We start from the raw sequence: 13055 nt of genomic DNA on the forward strand, positions 1-13055 counted from the left end.
GGTAAGCGAAGCGCCACCGGGCAATTTACTGCTCTACTTCAGCGTGCAATCTCCACACTGCTTAACGTCCGGCAGGCGATAACGCTGGCAGCAGGTGCGGCGAACCAGAAGCCCGTCACGGAGTACAACGGTGCGGAATAGCGGGTTGTCACGGCCATCGGAAAGCTGCCTGGCAAAGAAACAGGACTGACGCAGGGCCTCAACGTTCTCATCACCAAGCAGCGGCTTCATTTCTGTTAAATACCAGTGGATTAAATAGCCCGTATTGCTCCAGATAAGCTTCCCGTTAATCTCTCCCGTCGCTTCCAGCGCTTCCACCACCGGGATCAGAGTCTGGGTGATGAGCTGCTCCATACGTTCCTGAGCCGTCAGGCGTTCAGCGCTATGGTCTTCGTGGAGATCAATCCAGAAGCAGGCAGCACGTCCGGTTTCGTGAAACTCAACATGGAAATTATCCGGCGAGAGTTCCAGCATGCTCTTCTGTGTTAACAGCGCCAGCATGAGCGGAGGCACCATCAGCCCGATATACCACTGCGCCCAGAGAGAGAGCAGGGGTTTATTTTCCCGCGTAAGGGTGGGTTGATTGCGATAGATATGGTCGGAATAGGTGGCCAGCAGCGATTGCAGCTTTGACGGCTGTCGCCACTCTGAGAGCGTCATCGCGTGGGACGGGGGTGCTTCATCAAGCCGGATAAAGTCCAGCAGGTGGGCGCGCGTTTCCGCAATTTTGTCTCGTATCGCATCTGCAAGCGAAGCATTCCCGCTGGTGAGCGGCGCTCGCCAGAGGAGAGGTTCGACGATGTGTGCAGTATGCGTGGCCATAGTATAGATAGAAATCTAAATGATAATGATTGCCAATCCTAACTATTGCTCATACCAATGGCAAGACTTTTGTCCGGGTGACATCGTCGTTATGTCTACGCCGTCTGAATCTCTTCACTTAACAGAATGTTATTGCGTCCCATATGCTTTGCTTCATAGAGGGCTTTGTCCGCTTTTTCCAGCGCGCCTTCCACGTCTTCATCCTCGAAAATGGCGATACCAATGCTGATGGTGACGTTTGTCGCGACACTTTCGTTAAACAGATGCGGGATTTTCAAATCGTAGACTTTCTGACGGATTCGCTCGGCCGTCTGGCGGGCGTGTTCAAGTGAAATGTTGGTCAGCAGCACCATAAACTCCTCCCCACCAAAACGCGCCACAATATCGCGAGAACGCACGGCATCGCGGATTGCTGCAGAGACACGCTTCAGCGCCTGGTCGCCCATCATATGGCCGTAATGGTCGTTATAGGCTTTGAAGTGGTCGATATCCATCAGCAGGACAAAATGCTCGCCATTTTCTACCGTGGGCAGATTCTCCAGACGGCTTTGCAGACCGCGACGATTATAGAGCCCGGTAAGCGGGTCCATCATGCTAAGATCGGTAAGGGTTTCTCGTTCTTCCAGAAGGCGAGAGAGCAGCTCCTGAGCGAAACGGTCGTTGCGTCTTTGCAAAATGTTATGAATAGCAATTGCCACCACAGGAAGTGCGAAAGAATAGGTCATTCTCAGCCATATATCGTGATCGCTTAACCACAGGCAGACAATAAAGGTGGGCAGTGAATGCAGCGTAAAGGCTTTGATATTACTGGCGAACGCCAGCGTGCCGATAAAAAGCACCGTTAAAAGGGCGATTAACAAATACGTCGCATGATCGTGGGTAATTAAGGCGAATTTGGAGACAATTTGCCAGGCCCACAAAATACCGAAGATCCCTGAAACGACAGGAATATTTATCTTCCGCGCGCGCTTTCGCCAGTGCCAGATGAACAGGCCGGTACTGATGGAGAAAATAGCAATCAGAGGGGCGGAAAACAGGCGTACAGAATTGAGCGGGTTTGTTACCGAGAACACTGCCGAGGTTGCGTTCAGAAATAAAAATAAACGTAACGATAATTGATATTTTCTGTGAACCAAAGACCGCCAGGATTGTGATGTCATAGTCGTGTGTTTTTATTAAAATTTAATTAAAACAAATAAATAGATGTCGTTTCGCAATAAAATATGCAAAAAGCGCAAAGAGTAATTATCAGAAAATCTTTAGACGTTGTTAACAGGTGCGCAATTTATCACCTTAGGCAATTCCTGTCATTACGGGAAAGGTAAAGGTCGATGGATTTTGATTCATTCAGCTGACAAATGATAATCTCTGTCATATGATATTGGTTATCATTATCGTTGAAAGAGGGCAGATCATGTTGAACAGGGCGCTGGGCAGCGGTTGGGGGGTATTGCTACCGGGAGCCATTCTCGGCGGTTTGACGTTTGCCGATCTCTCTCTTGATACCTGGAAAGCCATCATTGTGTCAGGACTGTTAGTCACGTCAGGCATGATCTGGCATAAGCAACTGCGTCACTTTGTTTTACTGCCATCGTGTGTCGCGCTGGTCAGCGGAATTCTGGTGATACTGATGAGTTTGAAATAACAGGGAAAAGAAGATATTCAGAGGGGTTGTAAGATAATTGGTGCGAGGGGGGGACTCGAACCCCCACATCCTAAGGACACTAACACCTGAAGCTAGCGCGTCTACCAATTCCGCCACCTTCGCACAGTCATCTTACTTTTTATTGCTATGTTGATATCGCCTCGTTGGTGCGAGGGGGGACTCGAACCCCCACATCCGTAAGGACACTAACACCTGAAGCTAGCGCGTCTACCAATTCCGCCACCTTCGCCCAGTGCGAGCAATATCATCGTGATTTATGGTGCGAGGGGGGGACTCGAACCCCCACATCCGTAAGGACACTAACACCTGAAGCTAGCGCGTCTACCAATTCCGCCACCTTCGCATACCATCGATACTGTAAAAGTATCGTAACCACGGAGGCGCATTCTAGATGTTTTCAGCTTTACGTCAACAGAAAAGTGCGCGTGATGCCTTGATTGATGGAAAAATGGCCGATGGACGCGCCCTGTATAGCCGGATGGCGCTTTCGCGTATCCGGCTATACAGGGGAGGCGATTACTTTTTGGCCTGACGTGTCATCACGGTGCGGTAGACCTTAAAGCGACCCGTCTGGGCGATGACTTCGTGGAAGCCAAAGGTTTCATCCAGCACTTTCGGGTACGCCAGGAAGGCGTTCGCGACGATACGCAGCTCGCCGCCGCTGTTGAGGTGACGGACTGCACCACGGATCAGCGTTTGTGCTGCTTCCAGGCTGGTCTCCATACCGTCGTGGAACGGCGGGTTAGAGATGATCATGTCGAAGCGACCGGTGATGTCGGAGAAAACGTTGCTGGCAATCACCTCGCCTTCAATGCCGTTTGCGGCAAGCGTTGCGCGGCTGGCTTCAACCGCCGGGGCGCTCACATCACACAGGGTTAAGCGCACCTTTGGCGAATGGCTGGCGAGCACGGTAGAGAGCACGCCCGCGCCGCAGCCCACGTCCAGCACTTTGCCTTTGGTGTGCGGCGTCAGAGTTGAAAGCAGCAGCTTGCTGCCCGTATCCAGCGCATCGCGGCTGAACACGCCCGGCAGCGTTTTGATGGTCAGGCCTTCAAGCTGGTACTCATCCCAGTATGCCTGTGCATCAAACGTTGTCTGTTTTTCCAGACGGCCATGGTACAGACCACAGCGGCGAGCGCTGTCAACTTTGTTCAGCGGCGCATAGCCTTCCAGCAGCTGTTCCGCGCTACGCACGCCGCTGCGGTTTTCACCGACCACGAAAATATCGCAGCCGACCGGCAGCAGGGAGAGCAGGTTCATCAGCTGGAACTGGGCTTCCGGTTTATTCTTCGGCCAGTAGTAGATCAGCGTATCGCAGTCGGCGATATCGCTCTGCTCTGCCACCAGGCTAAAGCGCGCGCGCTCGCCCATCTGGCGGCTCAGCACCTGCCAGTGGTGGTAGTATTGGGTGTGGGCACGGCTTTCAGCACAGTCGAAACGTGCGGGCAGGTCATCCTGCATATCTCCGGCAAACAGAATACGGCTTTCTTCGAAATCATCACTGTGACGCAGCAAGACTTCACTTGCCGGGGTAAATGCAGACATGAATTGTTCCTCAATAAACTCAGGCGGGGATTATAGTAGGTAGATGGCGCACTTTCGACACATTTGCTATATTTGCGCGCCTGAGAGACAGGAGTTTTCCCTATGACATCCCGACGAGACTGGCAGTTGCAGCAACTGGGCATCACCCAGTGGGCTTTGCGTCGCCCGACGGCGTTGCAGGGCGAAATCGCCATCTCCATCCCGGCGCACGTTCGTCTGGTGATGGTGGCGGAAGAACTGCCTGCCCTGAATGACCCCCTGATCGATGATGTCCTTCGCAGCCTGAAGCTGACGGCCGACCAGGTTTTACCGCTAACGCCAGAGCGTGTCGCGATGCTGCCTCCTGATAGTCGCTGTAACAGCTGGCGTATCGGAGAGGCGAATGAGATCTCTCTTCAGGGGAGCCAGATCTGCTCGCCAGCGCTGGACGAACTGAAAGCCAACCCAAAAGCGCGCAGCGCGCTATGGCAACAAATCTGCGAATATGAACACGATTTCTTCCCTCACGACGCCTGACCTGTCCACAGCGTTCGCGATTGAAACACGCGCCCACGCGTTTCCGTGGAGCGAAAAAACCTTCGCCAGCAATCAGGGCGAACGGTATCTGAACTACCGCCTGGACGTTGACGGCACCATGGCCGCTTTCGCGATCACGCAGGTTGTTCTTGATGAGGCGACGCTGTTTAATATCGCGGTTGATCCCGCGTTTCAGCGCCGTGGGCTGGGAAGAGAACTGCTTGAGCACCTCATCCGTGAGCTCGAAACCCGTGACGTTTTCACCCTGTGGCTGGAGGTGCGCGCGTCGAATGTCGCCGCCATCGCGCTCTATGAAAGCTTAGGCTTTAACGAGGCGACAATCCGCCGTAACTACTACCCCACCGCAGAGGGACGTGAAGACGCCATCATAATGGCTCTGCCGATTGGATAATAAAAAATAAGGTTGTAACGATGAAATGGGACTGGATTTTCTTTGATGCCGACGAAACGCTATTTACGTTCGACTCGTTCGGCGGCCTGCAGCGGATGTTTCTCGACTATAGCGTAACCTTCACCGCTGAAGATTTTCAGGACTATCAGGCGGTCAACAAACCGCTGTGGGTGGATTACCAGAACGGTGCCATCACCGCGTTACAGCTTCAGCACCAGCGCTTTGACGTCTGGGCGGAACGCTTAAAGGTCAGTCCGGGAACGCTGAACGAGGCTTTCCTTAACGCCATGGCCGATATCTGTGCGCCGCTGCCGGGCGCGGTTTCCCTGCTGAATGCGTTGAAAGGTAAGGTGAAACTGGGGATCATCACCAACGGTTTTACCGCCCTGCAGCAGATCCGCCTTGAGCGTACCGGCCTGCGCGATCATTTTGACGCGCTGGTGATCTCGGAAGAGGTTGGCGTGCCGAAGCCAGATCCGCGAATTTTCGACTACGCGCTGGCGCAGGCCGGCAATCCCGACCGCGATCGTGTCCTGATGGTGGGGGATACGGCAGAGTCGGATATTCTGGGCGGCATGAAGGCCGGTCTGTCGACCGTCTGGCTCAATGCGCATGGCCGTGAGAAGCCTGACGGCATCGAGCCGACCTGGACCGTGACGTCGTTGAACGAACTGGAGCAACTCCTGTGTAAACAATGATTGCCTGCCCCCCGTTGATGGGTAAAATAGCCGCAATTTTGTATTCCATGATGCGTGGCGTGCTGCCGCGCTTATAAAAGAAGATTTAATTATGACGTTGTCTCCTTATCTGCAAGAGGTGGCCAAGCGCCGCACTTTTGCCATTATCTCGCACCCCGATGCCGGTAAAACGACCATCACTGAGAAGGTGTTGCTGTTCGGACAGGCGATCCAGACTGCGGGTACCGTTAAAGGCCGTGGCTCCAGCCAGCATGCAAAATCCGACTGGATGGAGATGGAAAAACAGCGTGGTATTTCGATTACCACCTCCGTGATGCAGTTCCCGTATCACGACTGCCTGGTGAACCTGCTGGACACCCCGGGCCACGAAGACTTCTCCGAAGATACCTACCGTACCCTGACGGCGGTGGACTGCTGTCTGATGGTGATCGACGCCGCGAAAGGTGTAGAAGATCGTACCCGTAAGCTGATGGAAGTGACCCGTCTGCGCGATACGCCGATCCTCACCTTTATGAACAAACTCGACCGTGACATCCGCGATCCGATGGAGCTGATGGATGAAGTGGAAAACGAGCTGAAGATCGCCTGTGCGCCAATCACTTGGCCGATTGGCTGCGGTAAGCTGTTCAAAGGCGTTTATCACCTCTATAAAGACGAAACCTACCTGTATCAGACCGGTAAAGGCCACACCATTCAGGAAGTGCGCATTGTTAAAGGTCTGGACAACCCGGATCTGGACGCGGCGGTCGGGGAAGAGCTGGCCGCGCAGCTGCGCGACGAGCTGGAGCTGGTCAAGGGCGCGTCTCACGAATTCGACAAAGAGCTGTTCCTGAGCGGCGAAATTACCCCGGTCTTCTTCGGTACCGCACTGGGTAACTTCGGCGTTGACCACATGCTCGACGGTCTGGTGGAGTGGGCGCCGCAGCCAATGCCGCGCAAAACCGACACCCGTGAAGTGGAAGCAAAAGAAGAGAAGTTCACCGGCTTCGTATTTAAGATTCAGGCCAACATGGATCCGAAACACCGTGACCGCGTGGCCTTTATGCGCGTGGTGTCCGGTAAATATGAAAAGGGCATGAAGCTGCGCCAGGTGCGTATCGGTAAAGACGTTGTCATCTCCGACGCGCTGACCTTTATGGCGGGTGACCGTTCGCACGTTGAAGAAGCCTATCCGGGCGACATCATCGGTCTGCACAACCACGGTACCATCCAGATCGGCGACACCTTCACGCAGGGTGAAATGATGAAGTTCACCGGTATTCCGAACTTCGCACCGGAACTGTTCCGTCGCATTCGTCTGCGCGATCCGCTTAAGCAGAAACAGCTGCTGAAAGGCCTGGTTCAGCTCTCCGAAGAGGGCGCCGTGCAGGTCTTCCGCCCGATTGCGAACAACGATCTGATCGTTGGTGCGGTCGGCGTGCTGCAGTTTGACGTGGTCGTTGCGCGCCTGAAGAGCGAATACAACGTAGAAGCGATTTACGAATCGGTGAACGTCGCGACCGCGCGCTGGGTTGAGTGTTCTGACGTGAAGAAATTCGAAGAATTTAAGCGTAAGAATGAAGTTCAGCTGGCGCTGGATGGCGGCGATAACCTGACCTATATCGCGCCAACGATGGTCAACCTGAACCTGACGCAGGAACGTTATCCGGACGTTCAGTTCCGTAAAACCCGCGAGCACTAATCCCCTCTCAGAGCACGGCAGCAGCCGTGCTCTTCTTTTATTCCTGTCTTATTAATCCCTTGCGGAATGTTCTTAATTCAACGCAATTTCACGCTATTCGCCCATTTTTTACCCAATTCTGAAAGCGGCTCTGTGAGAGTGATCTATATTTAACTCAGTGTTTAACACCGGGTGTGGATAAATTAACTGTTCAATGCATGGCTTTAGGTTATCCATTTTGCCCGCGTGTTTATTCGCAATATATATCACTACTAAGGAAGTACGTAGCCCGAATAACGGGTCAACACAGGAATAGATCGATGAATATGACAAGACTGAAGATTTCTAAAACTCTGCTGGCTGTAACACTGGGTAGCGTTCTGGTGAGCGGCTCCGCCCTGGCGGAAAGCAGCACCATGGATAAAGCACAATCCACGGCTGACAGCGCAGGGCAAAAAATCGATAGCTCTATGAATAAAGTCGGCAATTTCATGGATGACAGCTCTATCACAGCAAAAGTGAAAGCCGCACTGGTGGATGATGAAGCCATCAAGAGCACCGATATTTCCGTTAAGACCGACAAAAAAGTGGTCACGCTGAGCGGCTTTGTTGAAAGCCAGGCTCAGGCAGAACAGGCGGTGAAAGTGGCGAAAGGCGTCGAAGGCGTTGCCTCCGTCAGCGATAAGCTGCATGTCCGTGACGGCAAAAATGCGTCGGTGAAAGGTTATGCCGGTGATGCAGCCACCACCAGCGAAATCAAAGCTAAACTTTTAGCAGATGACATCGTGCCGTCCCGTAAGGTGAAAGTGGAAACCACCGATGGTGTGGTTCAGCTTTCCGGTACGGTAGATTCGCAGGCGCAAAGTGAACGTGCCGAGTCCATTGCGAAAGCGATTGATGGTGTGAAAAGCGTTAAAAACGATCTGAAAACGAAGTAAATCTGGACCATTCGCCCGTCTGGCTAAAACCTGCGGGCGATATAAGAACGACTCTGGAAAAACGCCGGTGAGTGACCTGAGCGCTCACGTTTAGCGGCCGACATTAACTATGGTAAAGGAGAAGCTTATGTTTCGTTGGGGCATTATATTTCTGGTTATCGCGTTAATTGCCGCCGCATTGGGCTTTGGTGGACTGGCAGGTACAGCGGCATGGGCAGCTAAAATTGTCTTCGTTGTCGGTATTATTCTGTTCCTGGTCAGCCTGTTTACGGGGCGTCGACGTCCGTAGCAAACGCAATATTCCTTCAACAAAATAAAGCCAGTCACTGTGACTGGCTTTTTCTTATTTGCGTAACAGGTCGGGTGCGTTACTGTGGTGTTATAAAATAATCAAAACAGGAAAGCAGAGGTGGGGCAACGAATTCCCGTTACGCTCGGCAATATTGCGCCGCTGACGTTAAAACCGTTTCGCGCAGGTCAACTCGCGCTGGTCTGCGAGGGTGGCGGACAGCGCGGCATTTTTACCGCTGGCGTGCTGGACGAATTTATGCGCGCGCAGTTCAACCCGTTTGACCTGTACTTCGGCACGTCTGCCGGGGCGCAGAATCTCTCTGCCTATGTCTGTAACCAGCCCGGCTACGCGCGAAAGGTCATCATGCGCTACACCACGGCGAAAGAATTTTTTAATCCGGTGCGCTTTGTGCGCGGCGGTAACCTGATCGACCTCGACTGGCTGCTGGAATCAACTTCCAGCCAGATGCCGCTGGCCATGGACACCGCGGCCCGCCTGTTTGATAGCGGTAAAGAATTCTGGATGTGCGCCAGCCGGGGGGATGACTATTCGCCGGGCTATTTTTCTCCGCAGAAGGAGAACTGGCTGGACATTATCCGCGCCTCCAGCGCCATTCCCGGTTTTTATCGTACCGGTGCGCTGCTGGACGGCATTAGCTATCTGGACGGCGGGATCAGTGACGCCGTGCCGGTGCAGGAAGCCGCCCGTCGCGGGGCGAAAACCATTGTGGTGATCCGTACCGTACCGTCGCAAATGTATTACACCCCACAGTGGTTTAAGCGGATGGAGCGCTGGCTGGGCGACAGCAGCCTGCAGCCGCTGGTGAACATCGCGAAGCAGCATGAAACCACCTACGGCGCGATGCAGCGTTTCATTGAAAAGCCGCCGGGTAAGCTGCGTATTTTTGAAATTTATCCGCCTAAGCCGCTGCTGAGCATGGCGCTGGGCAGCCGCGTCCCTGCGCTGCGCATGGATTACAAAACGGGGCGGCTGTGTGGACGCTACTTCCTGGCGACGGTGGGGAAAATGCTGGCGGAGCAACCGCCGCTTCATCGCCATAAACGCATTATTACGCCGCCTGCGATTGTCGCCAACGACGCTCTGACGGTGCCCCTGGTGGACATTCCGCAGGCGAATGACGCTTTACTGGATAACGAGGATCTGGCGTGACGCACCGCTTTGTCGATACCCATTGCCACTTTGATTTCCCACCGTTTACGGGAGATGAAGAACACAGTATTGCGAAAGCGGCTAACGCAGGCGTTCAGGCCATTATTGTGCCGTCAGTGGAAGCGGCTTACTTTTCCCGGGTGCTGGATCTTGCTGCACAGCACCCCGCGCTCTATGCGGCGCTCGGCCTGCATCCGATCGTGATTGAGCGGCATCGTGATGAGCACATTGAGAGACTTGATGAGATCCTGCAGACCGCAGAGGACAAGCTTGTCGCCATCGGGGAGATCGGCCTCGATCTTTATCGCGAGGATCCGCATTTTGAGCGCCAGCAGACGATCCTCGACGCGCAGCTCAGGCTGGCGAAGCGTCACGATCTGCCGGTGATCCTTCATTCAAGACGTACGCACGATAAGCTGGCAATGCACCTGAAGCGCATCGATTTGCCGCGCAGGGGCGTCGTACACGGTTTCTCCGGCAGCCTGCAGCAGGCGCAGCGTTTCATTGAACTGGGCTACAAAATTGGTGTGGGTGGCACCATCACCTATCCGCGCGCCAGTAAAACCCGTGACGTGATGGCACAGCTGCCGCTGTCGGCGCTTCTGCTGGAAACCGATGCGCCGGACATGCCGCTGAACGGTTTTCAGGGACAGCCGAATCGCCCGGAACAGGCGGCGCGCGTGTTCACCACCCTGTGTGAACTGCGACAGGAGCCGGAAGAGGTAATTGCCGATGCGCTGCTGGAAAATACGCGTTCGGTATTTGGCATCACGCTATAGATAAAGCGCCGGGCGGATCACCGTTATCCTCTGTTTTTCCAGCGCCCGCGCCAGCGGTTCAACGTCCTCGGGCGTGGCGCTACGCCACGACGCCGCCTCACCGTACACGCCATGCGCATGAAACGCGTTAAGGCGTACCGGCACGTTTCCCAGCCCGTGGATAAACGCCGTCAGCGGCTTCAGATGTTCCAGGTAATCACACTGCCCCGGAATGACCAGCAAGCGGAGCTCCGTTAAACGGTGGCGTTCTGCCAGCCAGCGGATACTCTGCTTGATCTGCTGATTGTCGCGTCCGGTCAGGAAGCGGTGGTGTTCGTTCCCCCATGCTTTCAGGTCCAGCATCGCGCCATCCAGTACCGGCAGCAGCTTTTGCCAGCCGGTTTCGCTTAACAAACCGTTGCTGTCGACCAGGCAGGTCAGATGATTCAGGGCGGGATCGGCTTTGATCGCGGTGAACAGCGTCACTAAAAACGGCAATTGCGTTGTGGCCTCCCCGCCGCTTACGGTGATCCCTTCGATAAACGGTGCGGATTTGCGGACCTGGGTGAGGATCTCCTCCACGCTCAGGCGCTGCGCCATGGGCGTCGCCTGCTGCTGGCACAGGTGCAGGCAGGTGTCGCACTGCTGGCAGTCGTTCTCCTGCCACCAGACGCGCCCGGCCTGAATGGTCAGCGCGTCGTGCGGGCAGTGGGGCACGCAGTCCCCGCAGTCGTTGCAGCGGCCGATCGTCCACGGGTTGTGGCAGGTTTTACAGCGCAGGTTGCAACCCTGCAGGAACAGGGCCAGGCGGCTGCCCGGCCCGTCCACGCAGGAAAAAGGAATGACCTGACTAACTAAAGCGCATCTGCTGTTCATGGCTAGTCACGCGCGGCTGACGTTCCAGAATGCGGGTATTGCGTGCGGCTTCTTCCCCCAGCCACGTGGTGTTCGTTCTCGACCCTGCTTCCCGGTATTTCTCCAGATCCGATAGCCGCACCATATACCCGGTGACGCGCACCAGATCGTTACCCGCGACGTTGGCGGTAAACTCGCGCATACCCGCCCTGAACGCGCCCAGGCACAGCTGAACCACCGCCTGCGGGTTGCGTTTTACCGTTTCATCCAGCGTCAGGATATCGCTTATCCCGGAAGAGTAGTGCTTGTGATGGGGGGCCACCGCCAGCAGGTGGCTGATGGGATCCGGCTCGTCACCGTAGGGCAGGCGCGCGCCCGGCGTGGTGCCCGAATCGGAGCTGATCCCCGACTGCGCATGAAGCATCGCGCGCTGCTTCCAGCCGTTTTTCACCGGCGTGCTTTCGACAAACGCCGCAAGCTGTTCGCTGATGCGATAGCCCAGCGCGTTGGCCTGCTCATCTTTGCCGTAACGTCCCGCGATGCCTGCTTTCTCACAGAGCACGTTTACCGCTTCTGCCAGACCGTACATGCCAAACATCGGCACAAACCGATCGGCATCAATCAGCCCCTCTTTCACCAGGAAGCTATTCTCAAAGAAGCCGGATTGTTGATACAGGAAATCGCAGCGGGCATCAATGATGGCCATTTGCTGCTGGCAGTAGTGCGGAAGGGCGCGGCTGAAGAAGTCTTCACTTGACGTGCTGTGTTCGGCGATGGCCTTGAGATTGAGACGCACCAGGGTGCTGCCACCGCCAGCCAGAGGCAGGGAGTTGTAACAGCTCACCACGCCATAACGGCCTTTTGTGAAAATTTTATCATTCACCGGGCCATTAGAAATATGCGGTTTGCTGCATTCACATATGTTTTTCGCCACCTCAAGCAGTAAATCATCCGGGGTGATCTCTGGATCATAAATAAAGGTCAGGTTCGGCGCGACCTGCTTCAGCTCTGCATCGGCACGCAGAATGGCACGGGTGATGGGCGTATCTTCCGGCCCGATATTGGCATGCATAAAGGCATCCGGCAGCGTACGGTCAAGATAGCGCCAGAAACGTTTTATTCGGCTATTGATTTCTTCTTGTGTTAGAATTCTAACATACGGTTGCAGCAGCGCATCAAGCTGGCCGAGATAGACCGGCATCGATGTGACGGACGGAACATGATGGTAGAGGATGGTTAACAGCGAGAGGGCATCGTCGAGATCTTTTGCCCCTTCCAGCTCCAGCCATTCTGAACCGTTAGCCAGAAATTTTGCGTAATCCGGCAGAACGTAACGGGGTTTGTAAGGCGCATGGCCTTCGAACATGTCACAGATAAACCCCTCGTCCAGCGCGGCGCGCGCAGCTTCAGGAAGTGCCGGATACGGCAGGTTGTTTTCCGCTTCCAGCGCCAGAAAATGACGTTTTTGTTCTGGGGTTAACACCGGGCTTGTCACAATCTGCTGGCAACGTTGCTGCAGGGCGTCGGGGCTGGAGTGGGGCATATTCGCTTCCTTGAATGTTCTGCGGATGATGAACGGATTGTAGAAAGCCTGCCTGTTGGCGCTTTTGATCCCACAGGGGGTATTGCTGCTTTAGTCGGCAATTTGCGCACTAAAGTTTGAAGAAGATCTCATTACAGTAATGCAAATTTGTACGCAGTTTTCATTAACTGTGATGAATGT

At 54.6% G+C, this 13055-nt stretch carries 14 protein-coding genes and 3 tRNA genes; 9 read left to right on the forward strand and 8 right to left on the reverse strand.

The window, feature by feature from the left end:
- Nucleotides 1-33: 33 nt before the first annotated feature.
- Together fhuF and ACMGGQ_RS01225 are read right to left on the reverse strand one after the other, a co-directional pair.
- Nucleotides 34-822 carry a siderophore-iron reductase FhuF gene (gene fhuF / locus ACMGGQ_RS01220; protein ID WP_048225555.1) on the reverse strand — a complete coding sequence of 263 codons (789 nt, stop codon included), beginning with the start codon at nt 820-822 and terminating at the stop codon, nt 34-36.
- A 95-nt stretch (nt 823-917) separates the two neighbouring features.
- On the reverse strand, nt 918-1982 hold the full coding sequence (locus ACMGGQ_RS01225) for a GGDEF domain-containing protein (protein WP_045907733.1): 1065 nt from the start codon (nt 1980-1982) through the stop codon (nt 918-920).
- 215 nt (nt 1983-2197) lie between these two features.
- On the opposite strand from ACMGGQ_RS01225, the gene ACMGGQ_RS01230 reads away from it, so the two are divergent.
- A complete protein-coding gene (locus tag ACMGGQ_RS01230; RefSeq protein ID WP_048028591.1) occupies nt 2198-2467 on the forward strand; it encodes a DUF1435 domain-containing protein in 270 nt (89 codons plus the stop codon).
- A 38-nt stretch (nt 2468-2505) separates the two neighbouring features.
- Here the strand turns inward: ACMGGQ_RS01230 and ACMGGQ_RS01235 are convergent.
- The 4 genes from ACMGGQ_RS01235 to rsmC all read right to left on the reverse strand — a co-directional run bounded on the left by ACMGGQ_RS01235 (nt 2506) and on the right by rsmC (nt 4033).
- Nucleotides 2506-2590, reverse strand: a tRNA-Leu gene (locus ACMGGQ_RS01235).
- A gap of 42 nt (nt 2591-2632) precedes the next feature.
- Nucleotides 2633-2717, reverse strand: a tRNA-Leu gene (locus tag ACMGGQ_RS01240).
- Between the two features lie 28 nt (nt 2718-2745).
- Nucleotides 2746-2831: transfer RNA gene (locus ACMGGQ_RS01245), tRNA-Leu, on the reverse strand.
- A gap of 173 nt (nt 2832-3004) precedes the next feature.
- Nucleotides 3005-4033 carry a 16S rRNA (guanine(1207)-N(2))-methyltransferase RsmC gene (gene rsmC / locus ACMGGQ_RS01250; protein ID WP_420289504.1) on the reverse strand — a complete coding sequence of 343 codons (1029 nt, stop codon included), beginning with the start codon at nt 4031-4033 and terminating at the stop codon, nt 3005-3007.
- Between the two features lie 102 nt (nt 4034-4135).
- On the opposite strand from rsmC, the gene ACMGGQ_RS01255 reads away from it, so the two are divergent.
- The 8 genes from ACMGGQ_RS01255 to ACMGGQ_RS01290 all read left to right on the forward strand — a co-directional run bounded on the left by ACMGGQ_RS01255 (nt 4136) and on the right by ACMGGQ_RS01290 (nt 10498).
- Nucleotides 4136-4549 carry a DNA polymerase III subunit psi gene (locus ACMGGQ_RS01255; RefSeq protein WP_045907736.1) on the forward strand — a complete coding sequence of 138 codons (414 nt, stop codon included), beginning with the start codon at nt 4136-4138 and terminating at the stop codon, nt 4547-4549.
- The gene (gene rimI / locus ACMGGQ_RS01260) at nt 4518-4961 is read left to right on the forward strand and encodes a ribosomal protein S18-alanine N-acetyltransferase (protein WP_008502078.1); all 444 of its coding nucleotides are present in this window, start codon (nt 4518-4520) and stop codon (nt 4959-4961) included. The genes ACMGGQ_RS01255 and rimI overlap by 32 nt, the downstream gene beginning before the upstream one ends.
- Nucleotides 4962-4981: 20 nt before the next feature.
- Nucleotides 4982-5659, forward strand: coding sequence for a pyrimidine 5'-nucleotidase (yjjG, locus tag ACMGGQ_RS01265; protein ID WP_045907737.1), 678 nt, complete (start codon nt 4982-4984; stop codon nt 5657-5659).
- A 91-nt stretch (nt 5660-5750) separates the two neighbouring features.
- Entirely contained in the window at nt 5751-7340 is a 1590-nt protein-coding gene (gene prfC, locus ACMGGQ_RS01270; RefSeq protein ID WP_008502076.1) for a peptide chain release factor 3, read from the forward strand.
- A gap of 299 nt (nt 7341-7639) precedes the next feature.
- Entirely contained in the window at nt 7640-8257 is a 618-nt protein-coding gene (gene osmY, locus ACMGGQ_RS01275; protein WP_008502075.1) for a molecular chaperone OsmY, read from the forward strand.
- A gap of 127 nt (nt 8258-8384) precedes the next feature.
- Nucleotides 8385-8546, forward strand: a complete 162-nt coding sequence (locus ACMGGQ_RS01280; protein WP_003856556.1) for a DUF1328 domain-containing protein — start codon at nt 8385-8387, stop codon at nt 8544-8546.
- Nucleotides 8547-8666: 120 nt separating this feature from the next.
- Complete coding sequence (locus ACMGGQ_RS01285) at nt 8667-9719, forward strand: patatin-like phospholipase family protein (RefSeq protein ID WP_008502074.1); 1053 nt, start codon at nt 8667-8669, stop codon at nt 9717-9719.
- Nucleotides 9716-10498 carry a TatD family hydrolase gene (locus ACMGGQ_RS01290; RefSeq protein ID WP_262805686.1) on the forward strand — a complete coding sequence of 261 codons (783 nt, stop codon included), beginning with the start codon at nt 9716-9718 and terminating at the stop codon, nt 10496-10498. Before ACMGGQ_RS01285 ends, ACMGGQ_RS01290 begins: the two co-directional genes overlap by 4 nt.
- Here the strand turns inward: ACMGGQ_RS01290 and ACMGGQ_RS01295 are convergent.
- Together ACMGGQ_RS01295 and ACMGGQ_RS01300 are read right to left on the reverse strand one after the other, a co-directional pair.
- Entirely contained in the window at nt 10493-11353 is an 861-nt protein-coding gene (locus ACMGGQ_RS01295) for a YjjW family glycine radical enzyme activase (protein ID WP_229226404.1), read from the reverse strand. The genes ACMGGQ_RS01290 and ACMGGQ_RS01295 overlap by 6 nt on opposite strands.
- On the reverse strand, nt 11328-12875 hold the full coding sequence (locus tag ACMGGQ_RS01300; protein ID WP_420289505.1) for a YjjI family glycine radical enzyme: 1548 nt from the start codon (nt 12873-12875) through the stop codon (nt 11328-11330). The genes ACMGGQ_RS01295 and ACMGGQ_RS01300 overlap by 26 nt, the downstream gene beginning before the upstream one ends.
- Between the last annotated feature and the right edge of the window lie 180 nt (nt 12876-13055).

The organism is Enterobacter sp. BNK-13, from assembly GCF_048685015.1.
Taxonomy (GTDB): Bacteria; Pseudomonadota; Gammaproteobacteria; order Enterobacterales; family Enterobacteriaceae; genus Enterobacter; species Enterobacter quasiroggenkampii.

Coding starts and splice junctions, on each gene's coding strand:
- osmY (WP_008502075.1), top strand. CDS start 7,640: ATGAATATGACAAGACTGAAGATTTCTAAAACTCTGCTGGCTGTAACA.
- yjjG (WP_045907737.1), top strand. CDS start 4,982: ATGAAATGGGACTGGATTTTCTTTGATGCCGACGAAACGCTATTTACG.
- prfC (WP_008502076.1), top strand. CDS start 5,751: ATGACGTTGTCTCCTTATCTGCAAGAGGTGGCCAAGCGCCGCACTTTT.
- ACMGGQ_RS01280 (WP_003856556.1), top strand. CDS start 8,385: ATGTTTCGTTGGGGCATTATATTTCTGGTTATCGCGTTAATTGCCGCC.
- rsmC (WP_420289504.1), bottom strand. CDS start 4,033: ATGTCTGCATTTACCCCGGCAAGTGAAGTCTTGCTGCGTCACAGTGAT.
- ACMGGQ_RS01295 (WP_229226404.1), bottom strand. CDS start 11,353: ATGAACAGCAGATGCGCTTTAGTTAGTCAGGTCATTCCTTTTTCCTGC.
- ACMGGQ_RS01225 (WP_045907733.1), bottom strand. CDS start 1,982: ATGACATCACAATCCTGGCGGTCTTTGGTTCACAGAAAATATCAATTA.
- rimI (WP_008502078.1), top strand. CDS start 4,518: ATGAACACGATTTCTTCCCTCACGACGCCTGACCTGTCCACAGCGTTC.
- ACMGGQ_RS01255 (WP_045907736.1), top strand. CDS start 4,136: ATGACATCCCGACGAGACTGGCAGTTGCAGCAACTGGGCATCACCCAG.
- fhuF (WP_048225555.1), bottom strand. CDS start 822: ATGGCCACGCATACTGCACACATCGTCGAACCTCTCCTCTGGCGAGCG.
- ACMGGQ_RS01230 (WP_048028591.1), top strand. CDS start 2,198: ATGATATTGGTTATCATTATCGTTGAAAGAGGGCAGATCATGTTGAAC.
- ACMGGQ_RS01300 (WP_420289505.1), bottom strand. CDS start 12,875: ATGCCCCACTCCAGCCCCGACGCCCTGCAGCAACGTTGCCAGCAGATT.